The sequence below is a fragment of the Lachnoclostridium edouardi genome (genome assembly GCF_900240245.1).
GTDB lineage: Bacteria > Bacillota > Clostridia > Lachnospirales > Lachnospiraceae > Lachnoclostridium_A > Lachnoclostridium_A edouardi.
On the sequence record NZ_OESQ01000001.1, the window covers coordinates 1,284,747 to 1,307,437 of the forward strand.

21 protein-coding genes are annotated in these 22,691 nt (G+C 37.5%); 2 read left to right on the forward strand and 19 right to left on the reverse strand.

Annotated elements, in window-relative coordinates; translation table 11 throughout:
* The 17 genes from C1A07_RS06010 to C1A07_RS06090 form a co-directional block, all read right to left on the reverse strand.
* Complete coding sequence (locus tag C1A07_RS06010; protein ID WP_101876303.1) at nt 1–1,008, reverse strand: Gfo/Idh/MocA family protein; 1,008 nt, start codon at nt 1,006–1,008, stop codon at nt 1–3.
* On the reverse strand, nt 1,005–1,976 hold the full coding sequence (locus tag C1A07_RS06015; RefSeq protein WP_101876304.1) for a class I SAM-dependent methyltransferase: 972 nt from the start codon (nt 1,974–1,976) through the stop codon (nt 1,005–1,007). The genes C1A07_RS06010 and C1A07_RS06015 overlap by 4 nt, the downstream gene beginning before the upstream one ends.
* Nucleotides 1,960–2,712 (reverse strand): inositol monophosphatase family protein, encoded by a 753-nt coding sequence (locus tag C1A07_RS06020; RefSeq protein WP_101876305.1) that lies wholly within the window; start codon nt 2,710–2,712, stop codon nt 1,960–1,962. Before C1A07_RS06020 ends, C1A07_RS06015 begins: the two co-directional genes overlap by 17 nt.
* 21 nt (nt 2,713–2,733) lie before the next feature.
* Nucleotides 2,734–3,627, reverse strand: coding sequence for an NAD(P)-dependent oxidoreductase (locus tag C1A07_RS06025; RefSeq protein WP_101876306.1), 894 nt, complete (start codon nt 3,625–3,627; stop codon nt 2,734–2,736).
* Nucleotides 3,627–4,217 (reverse strand): SIS domain-containing protein, encoded by a 591-nt coding sequence (locus C1A07_RS06030; RefSeq protein ID WP_101876307.1) that lies wholly within the window; start codon nt 4,215–4,217, stop codon nt 3,627–3,629. The genes C1A07_RS06025 and C1A07_RS06030 overlap by 1 nt, the downstream gene beginning before the upstream one ends.
* Nucleotides 4,214–4,918 carry an acylneuraminate cytidylyltransferase family protein gene (locus C1A07_RS06035; RefSeq protein WP_180952196.1) on the reverse strand — a complete coding sequence of 235 codons (705 nt, stop codon included), beginning with the start codon at nt 4,916–4,918 and terminating at the stop codon, nt 4,214–4,216. The genes C1A07_RS06030 and C1A07_RS06035 overlap by 4 nt, the downstream gene beginning before the upstream one ends.
* Entirely contained in the window at nt 4,908–5,378 is a 471-nt protein-coding gene (locus tag C1A07_RS06040; RefSeq protein ID WP_101876309.1) for a YhcH/YjgK/YiaL family protein, read from the reverse strand. Before C1A07_RS06040 ends, C1A07_RS06035 begins: the two co-directional genes overlap by 11 nt.
* Before the next feature lie 15 nt (nt 5,379–5,393).
* A complete protein-coding gene (locus C1A07_RS06045) occupies nt 5,394–7,181 on the reverse strand; it encodes an HAD family hydrolase (protein ID WP_145996040.1) in 1,788 nt (595 codons plus the stop codon).
* Between the two features lie 170 nt (nt 7,182–7,351).
* A complete protein-coding gene (locus C1A07_RS06050; RefSeq protein ID WP_101876311.1) occupies nt 7,352–8,092 on the reverse strand; it encodes an ABC transporter ATP-binding protein in 741 nt (246 codons plus the stop codon).
* 9 nt (nt 8,093–8,101) lie between these two features.
* Complete coding sequence (locus C1A07_RS06055) at nt 8,102–8,890, reverse strand: ABC transporter permease (protein ID WP_101876312.1); 789 nt, start codon at nt 8,888–8,890, stop codon at nt 8,102–8,104.
* 26 nt (nt 8,891–8,916) lie between these two features.
* The gene (locus C1A07_RS06060) at nt 8,917–10,281 is read right to left on the reverse strand and encodes a hypothetical protein (protein WP_101876313.1); all 1,365 of its coding nucleotides are present in this window, start codon (nt 10,279–10,281) and stop codon (nt 8,917–8,919) included.
* Between the two features lie 6 nt (nt 10,282–10,287).
* Complete coding sequence (locus tag C1A07_RS06065; protein ID WP_101876314.1) at nt 10,288–11,079, reverse strand: glycosyltransferase family 2 protein; 792 nt, start codon at nt 11,077–11,079, stop codon at nt 10,288–10,290.
* 12 nt (nt 11,080–11,091) lie between these two features.
* On the reverse strand, nt 11,092–12,219 hold the full coding sequence (locus tag C1A07_RS06070; protein WP_101876315.1) for a glycosyltransferase family 4 protein: 1,128 nt from the start codon (nt 12,217–12,219) through the stop codon (nt 11,092–11,094).
* On the reverse strand, nt 12,216–13,550 hold the full coding sequence (locus C1A07_RS06075) for an exopolysaccharide biosynthesis polyprenyl glycosylphosphotransferase (RefSeq protein ID WP_101876316.1): 1,335 nt from the start codon (nt 13,548–13,550) through the stop codon (nt 12,216–12,218). The genes C1A07_RS06070 and C1A07_RS06075 overlap by 4 nt, the downstream gene beginning before the upstream one ends.
* A 165-nt stretch (nt 13,551–13,715) precedes the next feature.
* The gene (locus C1A07_RS06080; RefSeq protein ID WP_101876317.1) at nt 13,716–15,410 is read right to left on the reverse strand and encodes an O-antigen ligase family protein; all 1,695 of its coding nucleotides are present in this window, start codon (nt 15,408–15,410) and stop codon (nt 13,716–13,718) included.
* A 41-nt stretch (nt 15,411–15,451) separates the two neighbouring features.
* The gene (locus C1A07_RS06085) at nt 15,452–15,925 is read right to left on the reverse strand and encodes a DUF1700 domain-containing protein (RefSeq protein WP_101876318.1); all 474 of its coding nucleotides are present in this window, start codon (nt 15,923–15,925) and stop codon (nt 15,452–15,454) included.
* Nucleotides 15,926–16,045: 120 nt separating this feature from the next.
* Nucleotides 16,046–17,980, reverse strand: coding sequence for a fructose-1,6-bisphosphatase (locus C1A07_RS06090; protein WP_101876319.1), 1,935 nt, complete (start codon nt 17,978–17,980; stop codon nt 16,046–16,048).
* 139 nt (nt 17,981–18,119) lie between these two features.
* Between C1A07_RS06090 and C1A07_RS06095 the strand changes: the two genes are divergently transcribed.
* Nucleotides 18,120–18,923: an MBL fold metallo-hydrolase gene (locus C1A07_RS06095; RefSeq protein WP_101876320.1), complete on the forward strand. Its 804-nt coding sequence runs from the start codon at nt 18,120–18,122 to the stop codon at nt 18,921–18,923.
* A 200-nt stretch (nt 18,924–19,123) separates the two neighbouring features.
* Nucleotides 19,124–20,242 carry a M23 family metallopeptidase gene (locus C1A07_RS06100; RefSeq protein ID WP_101876321.1) on the forward strand — a complete coding sequence of 373 codons (1,119 nt, stop codon included), beginning with the start codon at nt 19,124–19,126 and terminating at the stop codon, nt 20,240–20,242.
* Between the two features lie 4 nt (nt 20,243–20,246).
* On the opposite strand, the gene C1A07_RS06105 is transcribed toward C1A07_RS06100, so the two are convergent.
* Both C1A07_RS06105 and C1A07_RS06110 read right to left on the reverse strand, forming a co-directional pair.
* On the reverse strand, nt 20,247–21,500 hold the full coding sequence (locus tag C1A07_RS06105; RefSeq protein WP_101876322.1) for a DUF1015 domain-containing protein: 1,254 nt from the start codon (nt 21,498–21,500) through the stop codon (nt 20,247–20,249).
* An 11-nt stretch (nt 21,501–21,511) separates the two neighbouring features.
* Nucleotides 21,512–22,672: a phosphoglycerate dehydrogenase gene (locus tag C1A07_RS06110; RefSeq protein ID WP_101876323.1), complete on the reverse strand. Its 1,161-nt coding sequence runs from the start codon at nt 22,670–22,672 to the stop codon at nt 21,512–21,514.
* Between the last annotated feature and the right edge of the window lie 19 nt (nt 22,673–22,691).

A 22,691-nucleotide genomic window follows, 5' to 3' on the forward strand; every position in this document is an offset into this window, starting at 1 on the left:
CTACTGTTCTCCATATTGATATATAGTCTGAATAAGTTTCATTACAGTAACTGCCTGCTCTATAGTTCCCTGCTTAATTGGCATTCCTTTCACTATAGCTTCATAAAATTCTTCTATTTCTAAATCCCAAGATTCATCTGTATTGAAACATAATGTATGTTCTAATGGTTTTCCTAACTTTCCAGTTTTTCCAGCAAGATCCTTTCTATAATAAGTCATACGCTCCTCACCATAAGAACGTGTTGCAGTTAAAAGACCATTTAAGGCAATATATCCATTTGTGCAGATAAGATCTAAGTCAAACTTATGTTTCCATTGAATTGCGTTGGAATGTAATGAAGCAACCTGCCCTTTATCTGTCTCCATAATAGCAAAAGCGGAATCTTCTGTAGGCATGTTTTTCCATACCAACTGATCTACATGACTTTTAATTTTAGTAAAATCACCGACTAAATAGCACATTAGATCCAGCATATGAATTCCTTGATCTAGTAATATTCCGCCTCCTGAAAGTGCTGTATCATTTCTCCATTCCGCAGAGAAATTCGGATTTCCAGCTTTTCCATATACACCTCGCGCACATACTACTTCACCAATAAGGCCAGAGTCAATTAAAGCTTTTGCTTCTATTACAGAATTATGATATCTGTGATTAAATCCGAATTTTAAGACTGATGAACTTTTTTCAGATGAAGATTGCATCCGTAAAGTATCCGCTAAATTTCTGCCAGGTGGTTTTTCTGAGAAAACATGAAGGCCCTTTTCTAAAGCCTCGCATACAATATCTGGAATATATGCATTATAAGTACACACAATAATAGCCTCTAACTCAGTTTCCTCTAAACATTGTTTCCAATCTAAAAAGCATGGCTCTGTAAAGTTTTCTAAATTGTGACGATTAGTATCACAAAGGGCGACTATATCAAATCCTCCATGTTTTTTCATTGCGTCATATCGTATTTTCCCCATTTTGCCCATACCGATTATAGCGGTCCGTAATCTTTTCATTTAGTATCCTCCATTTTTTGTGCTACAATCTGAACATATGAACTCATATTACTTCTTTGAAGGAAGCGTTGAAACTCTTGAAGAATATCATTATCAGCATATTCCATTAAATACTTTATAAAATATTCTTCAGAACATATTTGTTCCATCTGGTCTTTGACATAAATTGCATCTAAACGTCCAGGTGTAGACACTTCTAATACTTTATAACCTGCTTGTTGTAACATGATTTCCAAAGCTTGTATAGAAGGAAGAAATACGTGCTCAAATGGGAAAATCTTTGAGTGTTCACGTAAAGTCAAAACATCAAATCCTGTACCGATTCTTGTACTGAAGAAAAGAAGTCCATTAGGTTTTAAACATATACCAGCATTTCTTAAATCTTCTACAGGCGTTAAGCTTTGCTGAAGAATATTTAAGTATAAAACAATATCACTTTGGCTAATATTAGAATCTGATACAGAGTTCTCATTAAGAATAGAGGCTTTTAAATTATAATGTTTACAAAAAGAGGAGTTTTTTAATTTATTAATTAACCCATAATAACGGTTTCCATAATCTACGATAGAAACACTCTTTTCCCCTAAATATCTGTAAGTCCGAAAACGCAGCCAATCTATTAATTCTTCCCAACTTAAATCACGTTTTTCGCAGGCACTTTCCTGATAAAAGTTACTAGCTCGGAAGTCCGTTAATTCCTTACAGCTTTTAAAATAACTAATTTCTTCTTTAGAAACATCTGCAATTATAGAACCGCAACTAGGGCAGCGATTATAAGTAATTCCCCATTTACTAAAAAAATAATTCATTTTACTTCCGCAAATACATTTAGATTCAGCAGAAGCAAAATGTCCTTTAGAATTTCGCACTTGTTTTTCTGCAATCATTAATTCCTGATTAAAAGAGCTTTTATCCTGAATGGATGAATTTTCTTTAGAATATTCAATGAAATCAAATGATCTTAGCATAATAATCCTCCATTAATTTTTTGTTGGAAAAAGCTTTAAAAATACATTTATTGTCATCTAGTAATTTTATGTATGTTACTCCCCCCGCAGCTTCAACAATAGCCTTAGCTGCAGCAACATCCCATAGCATAATTTCATCTTCCATATATGCCTCTACTGTCCCTGTAGCAACAAAAGTACACATAAGTGCGGCGCTGCCAAGCATGCGAACTTTCTTAAATGATTGAATTTGGATAATAAATTGCTTTAGACTGTCAAAAGAGTAATTACGTTTTACCGGAAATCCAGTGGCAACAATCGCTTGTGATATATCTTCAATTAAGGACGGAGAAATAGGCTGATTATTTTTAAAAGCACCTTGTCCATTAATTCCATAAAATAATTCATCTGTTTTAAAACGATAAACAACACCTAAAATAGGAGTTTCATTTTTACATAATGCTATTGATACACAAGAAAAATCATCTAACCCTTTAAAATAGTTTATTGTTCCATCTATTGGATCTACAATCCAGCAAAACTCACCTTCAATTCCAACAAAACCCGCTTCTTCAGATAAAATTGGAATCCTAGATTCTTCCAAAATATTGAAAATGATCTGTTCACTTTGTTTATCAGAAGATAACTTAATATCCTTACCTTCCAATTTATCTATATGTATATCTTTCCGCTCCCTCAAAAAACTCCCTGCTGCTTGAGCGGCAGTAATGGCTAATTTTAACTCCTGTTCGTACATCTTTGGTGCTCCCTCCAAATCTTATATTCCTAAATCTTTTATCAAATTTAGTACAGCTTCTGTTTCCATAGATTCTCTGCACTGTTTACTGTACGTGGAGATATGAGGCGTCAAAATAGCATTTTCGCATTCAGATAACTTTCCAGTATACGGTTCCTCCCAGAAAACATCACCCCAGAAATTTGAGACTGTTCCATCTTTTAAGGCGTGATATAATCCATCTTCATTGATCAGGCCCCCACGAGCACTATTAAGAATTACAATTCCCTTTTTCATTATTGAAAACATAGCCTGAGTAATAATTTCTTCTTTTCCAGAGGCATGAAGAGTAACTACATCCGCCATGCGTAAACCATCTTCTAAAGTTGGCACTGTATTTATTTCTGGCTGATATTTATCATATATCAGAATATTAGCGCCTAAACTTTTTAGAAGTTCTGATACTTTCTGACCTATATGTCCATACCCAACAACTAAAACCTTTAATCCACTAATAGAAAAGCCTATTCTTTTATTCCAGATTTTTCTGTGCATATCATTATTTGCAGGGATAATCTGTCGGCCGATACTTAATAAAACACCTAAGACCATCTCAGAAACAGCAGCTGTCGGTCCATCAGGAGTATTAGATACCTTTATGCCACAAGCTTCAGCTGCTGTAATATCAACATTATCCATTCCAATACCAATACGAGCTATAGCTTTTAATTGCGGTGAATGGGAAAAAACATTTTTATTCAGTGGCTCTAAACCAGCAAGAAGCCCAGCAGCGCCTTCTAAATGCTGAATTATTTCTTCTTCATTCATTTTCCTTCCATATGGATTTTTTACAACTTCAACACCTTTTTCTAAAAGCAGGTTGATTGCTTTATCACTTTTTGACGCAAAAGAAGAAGCTCCCACTACAACTTTCATTAATGTCTACCTCCCATATATTTATCTAAAAATTGATCTAACCAGCAATGAAGTAATGTTGCATGGCAGGATTCAACCATACCATATGTTAATGCAGGCACATAAAAGTTTAAGTCTCCACTCATGCGGGATTTATTATCTTTTTTCATACCAGAAATAGTTACAATAAACATATTTTTCTCGCGGGCAGTTTTTATAGCTTTTACAATATTCGGTGAATTGCCAGATGACGAAATAGTAATTAGCATATCCCTATTGTCCATCATTTTTCCAATTTTATATGCAAAAACATCTTCATAAGATATATCATTACTAATAGCAGTAATATGTGATGTTTCAGCACATGTAACAGTTACCATATCGGCATTTTGGAAACAATCATGTGATAAATGCTCTGCCATGGTCGCACTTGCCCCATTTCCAGCAAAAAAGAAACGCCCTTTTTTAGAATCTCTAATTTCTTTTGCCTTCTCAACCCACATTTCAAGTCCGATCTCATTATCAATAATTGTCTTATTTCTATCTGTAACAATCATATTATTCAAATAGTCTTTAATGTCTGAAATATAATTAGCAAAATAATTTGTCATAAGTCCATATACCTTTCCTTTGTATTAATTGTTCTGGAGGTCAAAACTCCCTCCGCTATTCTCCAATCCTCTAAAGTATCTAAATCACAGGATTCATCTTTAGGAATACAAAAACGCCCTAATTTTCCTCCAAAAACAGGATTCACACCTGAGTCCTGCAAGGAAATAAATGTTTCTTTTTTCCAGGCAGTAATTGCCCAAACAATTTTTTCTACTGGCGTAAGAAATTGACTATTGATCTTTTCCTTTAATGAAAAATTTAAAGGCTTATCTTTATAAAATGTCTCTTCCTTTTCCGAAATAACTGAAACTATAGTGTCATAGTCATTTTCATTAATAAAATGAATAAACTTTTCTAATGTTTCTTTGCGCAACAGAGGAGATGTTGTATTAACCATGACAATATAATCACATTCATGCTTATGTAAAAACTCATAAACAAATTCTCTGTTAGTGGCCGTATCATTTGCTAATTCTGCAGGCCTTCTATGAAAGCCAACACCTAATTTCTTGGCTGCTTTCCCTAATTCTTCACTTTCTGTATTGACCCAAATACTGTCAAATGAATTTGTTTCATTACATAGGTCAATTGGGTATTGGATTAAAGGTTTATCTCCTAAATAGCGAATATTCTTTTTAGGAATACGTTTAGATCCGAGGCGAGCAGGTATCATTGCAATCATTTTATAATTATGGTTCAAAGTCATTTACCTCCATTTTTATTACAAATTTTTTCACATTGGAAAATTCTAAAACACGTTGTTGCGGTCGATGGGCTTCATGCGGCAAAAGCATTGTAAAATACCCTGGATAATTAGTAGTCGTAGAATATGGACAAGCTGTGGCTGTTTCAAAAAAAACAACATCATCTTTAGGAGAATATTGTTCTGATATAGAAAGTAATTCACGGGGAAAAATATCTATTCCTTCAGCGCCTGACAATGTAGATTGAATATCAATATATTTATTATGGGCTTCTATTTTACAGTTAATTTTATCTTTTGTTTCATAACTCATAACTCTGGCAAATACTTTATCATCAACGATAGAGTAATATCCTTCCTCCATATCCGGTGATAACGATTCCAAAAATTTTGTGATTGATTCTAAATATTCCCGAGGTAAAAATTTGTTAAGCTCTTCAATTTTTCCAAATACCATTTTATCCTCCTGTTTTTATTTAACTATTATTCCTGTTACTGTCTTATTGTCGCATTGATTAATTAAGTCAGAAATTGGATATGTTTTCATATAATTATTCAGTGGTAGTAAACTATCACGAGAGTATAAAATCTGGGATAATTTCAACTGGTGTAAAATTTTTAATTGGTATTTTGCGAAAATTTGGATTCCCTGATGAATTTGATTAGTAGTATAAGAATGCTCTGGTGATGAAGGCAAATATATTAGTTTAGTTTTACTCTCAATTTTATACCCAAACTTCAAAAAACTAGGCTCTGGAGCTGTGAATAATATCTCCATAAGCAAATTGTGATAATCCACATCTTTCCCCATATGATTTTTCTGTAAATCATAATTCATATTTCTGGCAAATCCATAGACAAATAAATCTCCATTTGCCATGCGGACCGTAGGTTCCTGGCCGTCTTTAGCCCCCACAAGAGCGCTGCACACAGTAATATCCAGCTTCTTTTTTTCTTCCAGCAGATATTTAAGGGCAATTCCGCATGTGCCATTCCATCCCAGGTCTACCACTAATACCTTTTTACACCCCTCTACAATAGGTTTGTAATAATCAAATGTGGCGTTCTGAGTTTGTGAGAAATAAGCTGAAATGGCATCCTTATTTTGATAAATAAAGGATGCTACCTTGTCCACCTTATCTGGCACCAACAATTCGTCTTCCTTAATTCCCGCCTCCCCCAATTTTGGAATCAGTAGATCTAGGTCAATTTCTCTCAAAGCTTGGCCTATAGACATTTTATCCTTTTTATACGCTCTTGGCAAGATAGTTTGATCAATATAACTGCTGGTATATCTGTCAAACATTACCTGTTGGGCATTAAATCTGGAAAATAATACATACTCTGTTGGAATACCTGCAAAATACTCATCATAAACTTTTTTTAAAATATAGCCATCTCTAGCTACAAACAAAAGCTTATCTATATGATTTTCTTCTGCTATCTTCTTCAGCCACTGGCAGTATCCTACAGCAATAATTCCACCATTCTCAAAGCCAAACTTAAAGTATTGGTCATACTGATTCAGACCATTATATAGATACGTATTAAGAATAGCCTCGTAAATAGACTTTGTCAATACTGACATCTCTCCTAAACCGGGCCTTTTCTTTATACTTGCAACATTTGGATAATAAATCGTCTCCCACCCTGCTTTTTTAGGCAAAGAAACATCTGAATTCATATTATCGCCTATATGGAGAATCTTTTTCCCCCGGTAACAACTGTTAACTATACCAAAGATTTTTTCATCCCATTTTCCTGCTTTTTCTTCACATGAAACGAAAATTTTATCAAAGCCCTCATATCCTGAATTTCTTAATATCTCCTCAATGGTTTTCCGAGACAAATACATATCCGAGACTGCAATCATCTTTTTTCCCATCTTGGTCAGTTCTTGAAAAACCTTTAGCATATACGGATTAGCAAAGCAAACTTCCTTTTCACATTCAATCTCTTTTTCTATCCACTCCTGAGGATCAATGGAACATTCCACTTCTAATATTTTATAAATATCAGAAATAGTGATTTCTTCCCCTCTTGATTTTTCTCTAGCTTTCTTTTCCGCCTTTATTCTAATTTCAGAAAAATTATAAAAATGATATTTAGCCTCCATATAGATAAATACATCTGTGGGTCTGCTCAGGCGGCGGAAAATCAGTGTATCAAATACATCAAACGAAATAATATCATATGGCTTCAAACGTTCCAATAATTCATCAACTGGCACTGAAAAATGTGGTTTTTCTGGCTGCTCCATATTTTTCTTTAAACTGGCATTTAACTGCAGCAGTTTCACACCTTTTTTTAGCTTTCCTGTCATGCCTGAAACATTATTTTCTCTTAAATATTCCTGATACTGCTCTTTTATGCTCTCGTCTCTTTCTAATAGCCAATACCTTAACGAACTTTTTAACACTTTATCACCTGCTATTTTATTACTTTCTTTAGATACGCATCACATACTTTATTTACTTCTCCGGACATTATAACATCACCCTTATCCAGCCACAGGGCATGAGTACACAATTCTTTAACTGAATCAATGGAATGAGAAACATATAATAATGTTGTTCCACCGCCCATCATATCCTGCATACGTTTTTCACACTTTTTTCTGAATGCAATATCTCCTACTGCTAAAATTTCATCTACAATCAATATCTCCGGCTTAACCATTGTTGCAACTGCAAACCCCAGTCTAGCTTTCATACCAGAAGAATAATTCTTTATAGGGGAATCCAAAAAGTTCTCCAGGTCAGCGAAATCTACGATCTCCTGGAAATGTTCAGTCATATACTTTTTGCTGTGGCCTAAAACAGTACCGTTTAAATAAATATTTTCTCTTGCAGTTAAATTTTGATCAAATCCTGCTCCTAATTCTAACAGCGGCGCAATTTCTCCCTTTACAGTAATATTTCCCTGATATGGTTTAATAATACCGCTGATGGCTTTTAAGAGAGTGGATTTTCCTGATCCATTTGTTCCAATTAATCCCCAGGACTCTCCAGCCTTTATTTTTAAATTTACATTTTTTAGAGCTAGAAACTCTTGAAACATTAACTCTTTTTTCACTAATTTAATTATATATTCTTTTAAATTATCAACCTTTTCTGAAGCTAAATTAAACCTTACAGTTACATTATCTACGTCTATAATATAATTTTCCATTTGTTCACCTTAAATGTAGAGAATAAATTTAGTTTGATTTTTTGCAAAACATTTTAATCCTATAAACAGCATGACAAAAGCAATAATCCAGCCGCCAGCTAACACTCTGTATCCAGGCATTCGACCATAATACACCAAGTCTCTGAATTGGCCAATATAATAATATAACGGATTAAAGGCCTTAACTAAAAACTGGATCTTAGGTGACAGCATATCAACCGGATAAAAAATTGGCGTTAAGTATAACCATGCAGTTGTAACCACACTATAAATGTACTGAATATCCCTGAAAAATACGTTTGCCTGAGCCAGGAATAAACCTAATCCTAGACAAAAAATGTATAATTGTATTGCAACTAAAGGAAATAAGAAAAAATAAATAGTAAATTTAGCTCTAGTCACAATCATAACCAAGACCAATGCTCCTAGGGAAAAAATAAAATCTACCAAAGCACTTGTCACTGTAGACAAGGTAAATATATACTTAGGAACATATGTCTTTTTTATTAAAGCAGCATTGCCTATAATTGAATTCATTGATTTATTTGTAGAGATTGTCATAAAATCAAACATAGCTCGTCCTGTAAGCAAATAAACAGGAAAGTTTTCTATATCTCTCTGAAACATTGTAGAAAAAACAATTGTCATAACAATCATAATCATTAAAGGATTCAATACACTCCATACATAACCAAGGAAGCTTCTTCGGTATTTCAGCTTTAAATCTCTTATAACTAATTGCTCCCACAAATCTTTGTATTTATATAGCCCAATTAATCTATTTTTTAATAATTCCATTTTGTAACTCCTATTTATTAATTTTGTTAATTATAAATACCATATTGCAGCAAGTGCCATAAAAAGTTATTAAATCTATGCCAACTTTTAAGACCTATATTGCTTCTAACAATACTTCCCTCAATCCAATAGGATTTCGTTTGACGTTTTATTGTATCTTTTACAAAAATCCGCTTCCAAACCTTAGGTATAAAATCCTCGCCAAATATGTCCCCTTTACTTAATTTAGGAGCTAATTCAATTACTCCATTTTCAGTCATATCGTCTGAAAACAAATATCTTCCGTATTGATCTGCTTCCTCTTTCGTTGGTCTCATCATAAAAATTTCCGCTAGTTTACTTACAAGCTTTATACTATCTGAATAAGAAATATTTATGTTTTTATCCTGGGCACAAGCATATTCTGCATATTTGCAAATTATCCTGTGATTTCTATTTACATTCCAGTTAACACTATTTAAGTTTTTCTCACTGGAGAATACTGGTTCCCATTTTCCATCAATTTCCTTATAACCAACTGTCATACCATGGGAAGCGCCACACATGCACTCTAAAAGGTTATTATTAAATACAGTTTTCCTCCACAAGCCTTTATTGGCGGAAAATAAAAATGATTGATACTCATGGCATGTATCTTTAGGTTCTTGAAACATTCCAAAATAAAAGCCCACAATTGACTTTGGTTTTTTCTTTTTATATGACAGCAGCTCTCCTAAACTTTTTTCCATACTGCCAACCCACCCTGTGTCCACCAGTGCAAATTTAATCTCATCCAATAGACCTTCCTGCTCCATATACTTAATAGTAGAATCAAACATTTCTTCGGATTTGGAATATACTGCTTCCAAAAACTCTGCTGAATTATAGAGCCTATTTCTAAGTGGCGCCAGTTCATCATGGTTTAATACCCTGTGCATATTGCTTTTATCAATCCCCAATTTAATACATAGATCATTAACCTGCCTATCATCTAATAAGGTTCTGTCAAATATTTTCTGAATGCTTAGATTCATACTTCTTTGGCATATATAATCTAAGCAGCTTTCCTTCATTAAAAAATATTGGGGGACACGCCAAGCCAATCTGGAGCAATATAAATAACGGCAGTCTATATCAATGTTTCTGTGTTCACAAATAATCTTTGCTACCTCATAAAAGATCTGACCATCTCTGGCAAGGAAATACAATCTTTTTATATGCTTTTTTTCAGCCTCTTTTAGCACCCATAAAATATATAGGTAAATAACAGGTCCTCCTACCTGGGCCATCACATTTTCTATAGGAGAAAATGTTGGATTTTCTTGGTTCATTTTTAATGATATATCCCAAAGAGGGCTTTTTACTTTTTTTAAAACATTTAAATATCTCTCTGCATAATCATATTTTTTCATATTATTTTACTTATAAAACATTTTCCATATTATTTTTTTTGGAATCAATCCTACAATTAATGGCCGTATAACATAGGGAAGCCCCTTTGGCAGCAATCCTAACATTTTAAATCCCTTATATCTTACTCTTGTCTCATCAATTCGATAGCGATACAAACTTTTCTTTGCCATTGCATCAACATTAACTGTATACCTCAATAATGGTTGTTGAATATTATATCCTACAATTCCTACTGCATAAAGACGCATAAATAAATCATAATCCTCGGTTCTTCTTGTAACTCTTCCTTCTCTGTAGCCCTGAACTTTTTCCAAGCTTTCTCTCCGAAACATAGTAGCTGGATGGACAAACTGAGTTCCTGATAAAAAATCTTTTTTTTCAGGTTCAGCTTTTCTTAAAAACCGATTTCTTACAATTACTGTTCCGTCAAAACAATCTACAATACTGGAAACAAATCCATATTCTTTATGCTGTTGTAAAAAATTCACCTGTTCTTCAAACCTGTTCGGATAGCTAATGTCATCATCATCCATTCGCGCAATAAACTTTCCTTGCGCACAGGAAAAACAATGATTTAATGTAGCTGCTAATCCCATATTAACTGAATTTTTAATGACCTTAATTCTCTCATCCTTTTGTTTCCACATTTCAGCTTTTTCCAAAGTTTTATCTGTGGAGCAATCATCACATATAATTAATTCCCAATCTTTAAAGGTTTGGTTGAAGATTGATTCAATAGCTGCATCCATTGTATCAGCGCCATTATAAATTCCCATAATTACTGATATCTTCGGCATATTTCCTCCCAGCTATGCTTTTATAGCCCTTTCATATATTTTTCTCATAATTTTCTCCACCTTTTCTTTTCCAAATTCTCTTGCAATCAACCAATTCTTCTCCTTCACTCCTGAATATTTCAAATCTCTTCCAAAAATATTCCTGATTGCCAGACAGTACTCTTCAGGCTTATTAGTTTTAATAACAAACTCCTGATCTTTTACTAAATCTCTGTTACCCCGAATATCAGAACAAATAACCGGCAAGCTGCTGGCCATAGCCTCAAGTAAAGCAAAAGGCAGGCCTTCTTGCCAAGACGGAAATACAAAAGCATCTGCTATTCTATATATTTCTAAAATATCTTCCCTGTATCCAAGAAAATAGACTTGTTCATCTACCTTCAATTCCTTGCATAGATTTTTCAAATATCCTTCTAATTCTCCCTGCCCACAAATCACATAAACAATTGAGCTATCATTTAATAAAGCTAATGCTTTTATTACTGTCTCATGGTTTTTTCTTTTTATTAATTCTCCAACAGATAATAATATTTTTTTGTTTTCTGGCAATCCCAAAACTTTCTTTTTATCCTGTATATTTATATTTACAGAATCAATCTTATTCAAATCAATGCCAACTCCAGGAATATAATTTACATATGCCGCCTGAAATTTAGTTTTAGCTATTTTGTAGTCTTCTTTATTAATACAAATTTGCTGAAATGTATATCGTGATAAAAACTTTTCCATAGGGTAATATAATAACCAGTTTTTCTTAGGCGCCCCTTGATAAAAATGGAAGCCATGCGCTGTATATATTACAGGGCTGGTAAAGGTCCTATGCGCTGCCAAACGAGCCAGCACGCCTCCCATAGGTGTGTGGCAATGTACCAAATCATATTTCCCCTCATGCATAACTCTCTTTAACTGTTTATAAGCCCTCCAGTTTTCCTTCACCTTATACGGGCTTCTGACAAAATCCACTTGATGTTGAATAATGCCAGTATGATCTAATCTTTTATTATCATTTCCATAAGAAGGTGTATGAAAGTTTGCAGCATAATGAACTTCATAACCCATATCCTGTAAAATCTTTACATTTCCCATTTCAAACTGAGGTACAAAACCACTTACAGTTGTAACTAGAAGCGCCTTTTTCATTTTTGTACCCCCTCTGTGCTCTCTTTCATAAACATAATTTTAGGAGTCATTATCATAAGTTTTAAATCTAACCACACCGAATAATTCCTAATATAAACCAAATCCTGCTTCAGTTTATCATAAAATGTTGTATTATACTTTCCATAAACCTGGGCGTATCCGGTGAGACCGGCCTTTACCTTCAGCCTATAAGCAAATTCAGGAATTTCTTTTTCGATTTCCGCCGCCAGTTCCGGCCGTTCCGGCCTGGGGCCTACTAAGGACATTTCCCCTTTTAAAATGTTATAAATTTGAGGCAGCTCGTCCAGTCTCAGGCGGCGCAGCAGCTTGCCCACAGGCAGAATCCTGTCGTCCCCCTCGGAAGCCAGTCTGGCGCCTGACTGTTTTTCCGCGTCCTGAATCATAGTGCGGAACTTAATAATCTCAAACTCTTTCCCATCCTTTGTCAGCCTGGTCTGTTTATAAAAAACAGGGCCGCCGTCTGTGGCCTTAATGCAAATAGCGATAACCAGGAAAAAAGGCAGCGTTATAATCGCCCCTATTAATGACAATACTACATCCATTGTCCTTTTGCAAAATTCCTGTTCAATGGTTAAGCCATCATTTCTGGAAAGCAGCATCGGGGTGTCAAAAAGAGTTAATTCAGAAGAACTTCTCATTAAAATATCAGATATTTTAGGTACGCTGTAGGTGCGAATATTATGAGAAAAACAATATTTTAAAATTTGATTCCTTTCATGTGACGGCATATCCCCTAAAATTACTCCGTCGAAATTATGGACCTTTTTAAAAATCAGATTCAGCCCCTTTTTATAGCTGATTAAATCTTTAATTTCATACTTATCTTCTCTGCTGTTCATCTTCTGGAGCAAATGATAATCTGATCTGTTGCCCGCTATAAGCAGCATCCTTCTAGGCGGAAATATCCACTGGTAAAAAAGCTGAAAAACTAAGGTCCAAATAATAATCACAAAAAAATCAAACACTGTCATAACCGCCATTGGAACAATACTAAAAAAATGTTTGTCCAGCACAGCGATCTGAAGATATGTGAAAATATTTACCAATGCCACTGAAAGAAGCTGAGAATATATTAAGTTTCCTTTTCTTAAATATCCTACCTTAAAGCCTCCGTAAAGCTGCATAAAAAATACCAGGAGCACTCCGTAAAGAAAAATCATCATCCAGTTGCCCCGGCGAAAGAAAGGATTTTCTATTATTCGGTTATAATAGCCTGTCCAGACAAAGCTGTAAATTGCCACGACCATACTAAGCAAAATGGTAGAAAATAACAATTTAATCAGCCTTTTATATTTCTCGTCAATTCTCATAATACTCATTCCTGTCCTGTCATCATCTATCCCTGGGGATAGCCTTCGCCTTATCTTTTCCTCCCAAATTTAAAAAGATAAAAATTCCTTCCTAGTATAACACAAAAGGACTGATAAGTACATTCTATCAGTCCCGAAAAATATTAGAAATGTTTTAAGAAATTGTTAATTCCGGCTAATATTCCCTTTCTCCTGCTGTCCTGTAAATGCAATTCCCACTGCCAGCAGAGTCCAGAAAGCCGGTGTAACCGCCGGCAGGTCAATATTTACAATCGCCTGTCCCGCGTAGGAAGCGCACCCAAAAAAGCAGGCTGTAACCCACGGATTTTTCCAGGCCTTTTTAATCATACAGACGCCTGAGGAAATTAAAAATACCAGGTAAGTAATTAACCCTGCCGCTCCTATGGTAACTAAATACTGAAGATATGCGTTGTGTACGCTGTCGTAAATCCTATTGTATGTTTCGTACATTTTATTCGCTGTTTCTCCAGTATAATTTACTGCCATAATTCCAAAGGTATCAGCTCCGTACCCAAATATCTTATGAAGAAACGGCTGCTGATTATAAAGCTCCATAGCATACCTCCAGGCATACCCTCTGGCTGTCCCCCAATCATCATCAAAAATCAGATAGTTGGCCATGGCGCCGTATCTTTCCTGATGACCCCAAAAGTTGGCGTCACAGACTATAATTGTCATAGCCGCCACTGCAGCTACTACTACGCCGGCCCAAATTCTCTTTGGAAGCTTTCCCACTGCGTCCTGCCCTTCTCCTATTACAATCTCGCTGGAACCAGAAAGCAGCTTTTTAATATCTACTTTTTTTGACTCCATGTAATGAGCGGCTGCGGCAGCAATCCAGAGAGCGGCAGCTAAAAATGTAGTGCCCTTAAAATGACCTACATATTTTGCCAGACTGTCTAAACCAATAACCTGCCCATACTCAATCCCCTTCATTGTAACATCCAGAATTCCCAGCACACGGATAATGGTTAATGTAGTAGCCAAAAGCACCACATATCTTTTTATTCCCTTTTTGCTGTTAAAAGCATAAAACGGCAGAAATCCAAAGACAACAGCCATAGCAATATAGAAGTTATCGCTGATGCCTGTAATTCCTCCGGCAATAGCAATAGCTACGCTGATGTAATACCAAATCAGGCCTTTCTTTGTTCTGGCTGATACAAAAAGCACTGCGGACACGCCTAGAATCAGGGCCACAAAAGCAGTGTAAGTATTAATATTTCCAAAGGTGGACGTAAATATATCCCACTGATCTGGATTCACTCTCGTCTTAAAGTGAAGAATATCCAGGCGGAAATAATCTGTAATTCCAAATATACATGCCAAATTTCCTGCTGCCAGGAAAATATCCAGATACCATTTTTTAAATTCCAGAAAACGGCTGATTAAAAAGAAGCTGAGCCCGTAGATGCACAGCAGAAATGAGCCTGAATAACGGCCCTCATTTCCCCACACTGACTCGTATAAATACTCAGATTGTACGGAGGAGATCACTGCTGACAGCATAAAAGCAAGGAGGGCAATATCATAAACATGAAATGTATTTTTCCAGTTTTTAGGCGCAAAGGCAGAAAAAAAGTTCTTCGTATTTTCTCCCTTTACCTCCACCTTATCAATAAACATAAAAATCAGCCCCGCTGCCAGGCAGAGAGCTCCTGCGGCTACTATCACAACCCAATAGAAGCGGTATTTTGCTCTTAAAATATCAAAATAATAATCTTGCACAAAAAGAGGGTATACAAACAGCAAAAGCACTGCCGTCACTTCCATTATTTTGGCCATCATATGACTGCCGGCGTTTCTTATATCCTCTTTTTTATTAACAGACTTGGCCATTACACTTTAACTCCTTACTCTACTTTTCTTTCCTTTTATCTTCACCGGCGGTTTCTCCATAAAAGCCAGACAATAATCAGAATTAAGCCAATAGGAGACAGCAGCAGAGAAAATACGCCTCCCACCACGGCAATCACTAACATTACAACAAGAATCAGAATCAAAGCCCCGGCTAATTTCCAGTACCATTTATTTAAATTATATACATGAAATGTGTTGTCACTATGAGTCTCTCTTCTGCTTTCTGAATACTCAGCAGAACCTCCTCCATACACATCGCCTTCCGGACCTCTTCTCTCAAAGGTCTGTCCGGCAGCTTCTGAGGCATCGATAATTGTTTTGGCAATAATTCTGGGGCCGCCCAGCTCTTCTATAATATTCTGGGCCGTTCTTCCCTTTCTCATCTCAGCTGTAATATATTGGTCATAATACTGTACATTTTCCTGTATCAGTCCTTCGGGCACTTCTCCTGCCAGGGCCTCCCTCAAGGTCTGCAGAAATTCCTCTTTACTCATTCAAATCTCCTTTATGAATTATGCAGGCTGCATATTAAGCCTTTTTTCAACACAATAAATTTATAATATCACAGCCTGCTACAATTATCCATTAAGTTTTTCTGAATATTATTCCCTTATTTACACCAGTTCTTTTATAACTCCGGCCCTGTAAGCGGCTACCAGTTCTTTCAGATCACTGATTCTTTCTGCAATGTCCTTCCCCAGGTCAGTGTCAGCCACTCTGATTCTGTTGGCCATTTTTTCTGTGATATAAACCTTTGGCGTATTTTCTTTATTAGGCATAAAAGGCTTGTGCTCCGCCAGGGCCAGATGATTAGAATTATATATTAAAGTATATCCTGCGATTCCCGTTTTACTCTGATAAGCTTTAGAAAGACCTCCGTCTATAATATACAGCTTTCCTCCGGCTTTTACTGGTTTTTCCCCATCCTTTATTTTTACAGGCACATGGCCGTTAATAATATGGGACCCTTCTCTGGACAGGCCGAATTCCTCCAGAATCTGACCGCAGTATTTTTCTTCTACGCTAAGGCGGTAATACGGGTTCATATTCTCCTTATGAGTAGACTTGTCTGCAATAAAATAATGTTCAAAGGTGGCCATTCTGTCTTTTCCAAACACAGGCGACTTAGCGCCGCACCACAAATACCACATAAAGTCGCCGGCATCCTCTTTCTCTTTGTCGCCGTCAGGCAGAAAATATGCTTTTTTAATCTGTTTTTCAATACAGTCCATCAGGCTTTTTCCATACTGCGCTTTGCCGTCAAACATCATTTCCTCAAAGCTTCCATCCTCCTTCATAGGAATGCAGCCGTGATATAAAAGATTGGAGTTGTAACATTTATATAAGCTGCCGTGGGTGTAAAGGAAATTAATATGGCGGTGCAGCAGCTCGCTGTGGCGGAAAGAAACAACTAAGGTGTGCATAAGCTCTTCCTCTTCCTTTGTCAGTTTCAAAGGATTCTTAGGATCCACAGTAGGAAAAGCTTTATCTGTGAGAGCGTATGTTTTCCCCTCTAATGTTACAGTTCCCCTCTCATAATCCACTGCCTCTAAAAGCAGACGGTCCTCCATTTTATACTCCGGATGGCGCTTAATAATCTGGCCTTCTACTTTAAACTGGATCATGGCAATAGCCTTGTGCATTTTCGCAGCCAGTCCTGGGTCCACTGCGTCGTATATATTTTCATCCAGAATTTTAGGGGAAAATTTTTCACAGGGATCGTCTCTGTATACATGGGCTGCAAACATGGAAAGAGGCCTTAGGTTAATGCCGTACCCGTCCTCCAGCACGTCAAAGCTGTTGTAGCTGATAGCAATTCTCAGCACATTGCAGATACAGGCAGGATTTCCTGTGGCAGCGCCCATCCAGGAGATATCGTGATTGCCCCACTGAATATCCACGTCGTGAAAATTCATCAGCTCCTTCATAATAATATCTGCCCTGGGGCCTCTGTCGAAAATATCCCCTATAATATGCAGGCTGTCAATGGTCAGGTTCTGAATCAGGTGGCATAAAGCTACAATAAACTTGTCCGCAGCATCTATTTCTATCATAGAATGAATAATTTCGCTGTAGTAAACGTCTTTATTATAATCCCTGTAATCTACATGAAGCAGCTCGTCAATAATATATGCGAACTCTTTAGGCATTTTTTTTCGGACCTTGGAACGTGTATATTTGGAAGAAACCAGACGGCAAATCTGCACCAGCCGATAAATGATAATTTTCTTCCATTCATCTGTTGCCTTGCCTTGATGTGTATACTTACTTAGAAATCTTTCTGGATAATAAATCAGATTAGCCAGCTCCATCTGCTCATCTTCAGAAATAATGTGGCCAAAGGTATCGTTAATCTTTTCACGGATAATTCCGGAAGCGCTTCTTAAAAGATGGACAAACGCCTCATATTCTCCGTGGAGATCACTGAAAAAATACTCCGTCCCCTTAGGCAGCCCCAGAATGGCCGTCAGGTTAATGATCTCACTGGAAGCCATTTTCACACTTGGAAACTCCCTTGCAAGCAGCTTCAAATACGCTAAATCCCTCATAATACTTCTCCTTTAAAACAAACCCCTTTTACTGTTTTTTAAGTTGCATTTCTGCAGAAAATATAGTACCATGGGTTCATCATAGCACACTTTCCTGCAAATGGAAAGTTTTACAATTTATACACTGGGAGGAAGTAAAATGGAACAGCTTTACGTGTTGGGCACAGGCTACGCCACAGCGACGCACTGTTATAATACCTGCTTTGCCATTAAAGACGAGGAAGATTATTTTCTGGTTGATACAGGAGGCGGCAATGGTATTTTAAAAATTTTGGAAGATATGAAAATAGATACTGCCAGAATTCATCATATTTTTATTACCCATGAGCACACAGATCACATTTTAGGTATTGTCTGGCTGATCCGTGTAATTGCCACAAGAATGAAAAAGGGCACTTATGAAGGCGATTTAAATATTTACTGCCACGAAGATTTAGTAGATACAATTACAACGATCTGCCGTTTAACTGTTCAGGGCAAGTTTTTCAAAATGATTGGAGAGCGCATTCATCTGATTCCGGTAAAAGACGGGGAGACCTGTCATATTTTGGATTATGACATTACATTTTTTGATATTCTTTCCACCAAAGCAAAACAGTACGGATTTACTACTGTTCTCAGAAACGGCAAAAAGCTGACCTGCGCAGGGGACGAGCCTTATAATCCTGACTGCTTTCAGTATGTGGAGGGAAGCTGCTGGCTGCTTCACGAGGCATTTTGCCTTTACGGGGACAGAGATAAGTTCCAACCCTATGAAAAGCATCACAGCACAGTAAAGGAAGCCTGTGAGCTGGCGGAGTCCATGCATATTCCTAATCTGGTGCTGTGGCACACAGAGGATAAAAATATCTCTGACAGAAAACGGCTTTACACAGCAGAGGGCAGAGAATACTACCACGGTAACTTATATGTGCCGGACGACGGGGAAATCTTAGATTTATAATCCATACAGCGGGACAATATTTTTATCTGTTCCGCTGTATTTTTCTTCTGTTGTCTTTTACTTCTATTGTCTTTTTCTTCTATTGTCTTTTTCTTCTGCTGCCTTTTTCTTCTGCTGCCCTTTCTTCTTCTGCTATTTTCTTCTATTTTCATATATTCAGGCATATCTTATAAACAGCATTGTATTACTGTTCTGGAGGTATGAATATGTTTCAGAAAATAAAAGAACTGGCAAAAAAATTCTGTCTGACACAGCTTTTTTCAGCTCCAGCTTTCATTTTAGCCGAGGCAGCTGTACTTATCCTTCTTCTCCTTTTCCTGCTGCCCCCGTCTTTCCTTTCATCTGTCCTTGTTCCCGTTTCTATGGAAAACAAATTGTATGCCAAATCCACCTCCTCAGAAGCAGAGAAATATATTAAGTGGGTGGATTTTAATGTAACCGCGGAGGCTATGCAGACTGCTTTCCGCTATGATGTAAACAGCATTCAGGAGGATATTCATGTTAACTGGGTAGACCTGCTTTCCTACTTAGGAGCCAAGTATGGCGGTGATTTTTCTCTGTACAAAAGCAAGGATATGGAACTGCTGGTTCAAAGACTGAAAGACGGGGAGACAATAGAATCCCTTACTAAAGATATGAAATATTACAATTATTACCGGGAAGCATATGGAGCCGTTCTGGACAATCTGGTGGGAACTCACAAAATTCAGGTTCCTTCCTCTAAGGAGGAGGAAGGTCCTGTGTGGGTGACAAAATACGGTTTAAAAGGCTTTTCGCCTATTGCCAAATCCTTTCCCTACAGCGATTTTGACGACTTTGGCACAGCCAGAAGCTATGGCTTTAAAAGGCAGCATCTAGGCCACGACATGATGGGCCAGGTAGGCACGCCTGTAATTGCTGTTGAATCTGGTTATGTGGAGGCTTTAGGCTGGAATCAATATGGGGGATGGAGAATAGGAATCAGAAGCTTTGACAAAAAGAGATATTACTATTACGCCCACCTGCGCAAAAACTATCCTTATCAAAGTAATTTAAAGGAGGGCAGTATTGTTCAGGCCGGGGATGTAATCGGATATTTAGGCCGAACCGGCTACAGCACAAAAGAAAATACAAATAATATTGAGCAGCCCCACCTTCATTTTGGAATCCAGCTAATATTTAACGAATCCCAAAAGGAAGGCAACAACGAAATCTGGATCAACTGTTATGAACTGGTAAAATTCCTTTCCTTAAACCGCTGCCAGGTGTATAAGGTGGAGGGCACAAAGGAATGGAAACGGGTATATGAAATAGAAGATCCGTCTAGGGCTGCTTATTAATTATTTATGATTCACTTAACTTATGTATAAATAGGCCGCTTCTCAGCTTAGGCTCAAACCAGGTAGATTTAGGAGGCATTAAAAGCCCTGCATCCGCTACTGCCAGAAGCTCTCCAATAGAAGTTGGATACATGGAAAAAGCAGCTGTCATATCCTTAGAAACTCTTTTTTCCAGCTCTCCCAGTCCTCGGATTCCTCCTACAAAGTCAATCCTTTTATCTGTTCTGGGGTCTTTAATTCCCAGCACAGGCCTTAAAAGGTATTCCTCCAGAATCCACACGTCCAACCCTTTTACCGGATCGTCTGATAAGGTTTCTTCTTTGGCCGTCAGTTTATACCATTTTCCGTCCACCAGCATCCCGAAGGTTCCCTTTTTTTCCGGAGAATAAGGGGAAATCCCCTGCTCTCCCACCTTTAAAACTGTAAAATGCTCCTCTGCCTTTTTTAAAAATTCTTCCGGAGTAAAGCCGTTTAAATCCTTTACTACCCGATTATAAGGCAGAATCATCAGCTGATCGTCTGGAAACAGTACAGACAGGAAAAAATTATATGGTTCTTCTCCTGTATAATCAGGGTTTTCCCGGCGGCGTTTTAAGCCTACTTTAACTGCTGACGCGGCTCTGTGGTGGCCGTCTGCAATGTAGGTTGCCGGCACCCTTTCAAAGGCCTCAGCCACTGCCTGAACCATCTGCAGATCCTCAATTTTCCAAACTCTATGGCCGATTCCGTCTTCTGAAACAAAGTCATATACAGGATCTGCTTTCACAGCTGTGCTCACCAGCCTGTCAAGCTCCATTGTAGCTCTGTAAGCCAGGAAAATAGGGCCTGTGTGGGCGTCTGTTATGTCCACATGGCGGATTCTGTCCAATTCCTTCTCTTCCCTGGTGTTTTCATGCTTTTTGATCACACTGCTTAAATAGTCGTCTATAGCGGAACAGCCTACAATTCCTGTCTGCGATCTGCCGTCCATAGTCAGCTCATATACATAGTAGCATTCCATTAAATCCTGAATGAAGGTTCCATCCTTTACCCTTGCCTCTAAAAGCTCCCTGGCTTTTTCATAAACCTGAAGGTCATAAGTATCTACCTCATCTGGAAACTGGGTTTCCGCCCTGTCAATATTTAGAAAAGACAGGGGGTTCTTCTTTACCTCTTCGCAGGCCTCTTTTCTGTTATACACGTCATAGGGCAAAGCAGCTACTTTAGAAGCAACGGCTGCAGCCGGCCGAATGCCCCGAAATGGTTTTACAATCGCCATATCCTTTCTCCTTAAAGTACACGTACTCTCAGCACTCCTGTAATACTGTTCAGCTTTTCTACCACTGATTCCTCCGGCTTCTGCTCTAAATCCAGCAAGGTATAAGCGTATTTATCACGGCTCTTGTTTGTCATATCTGAAATATTTATGTTTTCAGAAGCCAATGTGCTGGAAATTTGTCCGATCATATTAGGAATATTGCGGTGAAGCACAGCTACGCGGCTGGCTGATTTTTTCACGCCCATATCGCAGGCCGGAAAGTTTACTGAGTTTTTAATATTTCCGTTTTCCAGGTAATCCATCAACTGCTCTACAGCCATTTTGGCGCAGTTATCCTCAGATTCCTCTGTGGAAGCTCCCAGATGAGGAATTACAATAGTACCGGCCATATTAGCTGACTTAGGATTAGGGAAATCTGTTACGTATTTCTTCACTTTTCCGCTGTTTAAAGCCTCCGCCATATCATCATCATTTACCAGCAGATCTCTTGCAAAGTTCAGAATTACAACTCCGTCCTTCATCTCTTTCATAGTTTCTTTATTAATCATGCCCTTTGTAGAATCCAGCAAAGGCACGTGAACTGTAATATAGTCGCACTCCTGATAAATAGTGTCTACAGAAGTAATATGCTTTACGCTTCTGGAAAGCATCCAGGCTGCGTTTACAGAAATAAACGGATCATATCCGTAAACCTCCATTCCCAACCCGGCGGCGGCGTTGGCTACCTCTGCTCCAATAGCGCCTAAACCGATTACTCCCAGCTTTTTGCCTTTAATCTCATTTCCTGCAAAAGCCTTTTTACCTTTTTCCACTGTCTTGGCAATATTAGGGTCGTCTTTAATAGACTGGCACCATGTAATGCCTCCTACAATATCTCTGGATGCTAAAAGCAGGCCTGCCACAGCCAATTCCTTTACTCCGTTGGCATTGGCCCCCGGAGTGTTAAATACTACAACGCCTTCTTCTGCACATTTTTCCAGAGGAATATTGTTTACTCCTGCTCCTGCTCTGGCAACAGCCATTAAGGTATCAGGCAACTCCATCTCGTGCATAGCCGCGCTTCTCACCAGCACGCCCTCTGCCTCTTCCATGTGATCTGTAAGGCTGTAATCCTCTGTAAGAAGATCTGTTCCATATTTTGAAATTCCATTTAAGCAGTATATCTTTTTCATACTTTCCTCCTCTTACTAT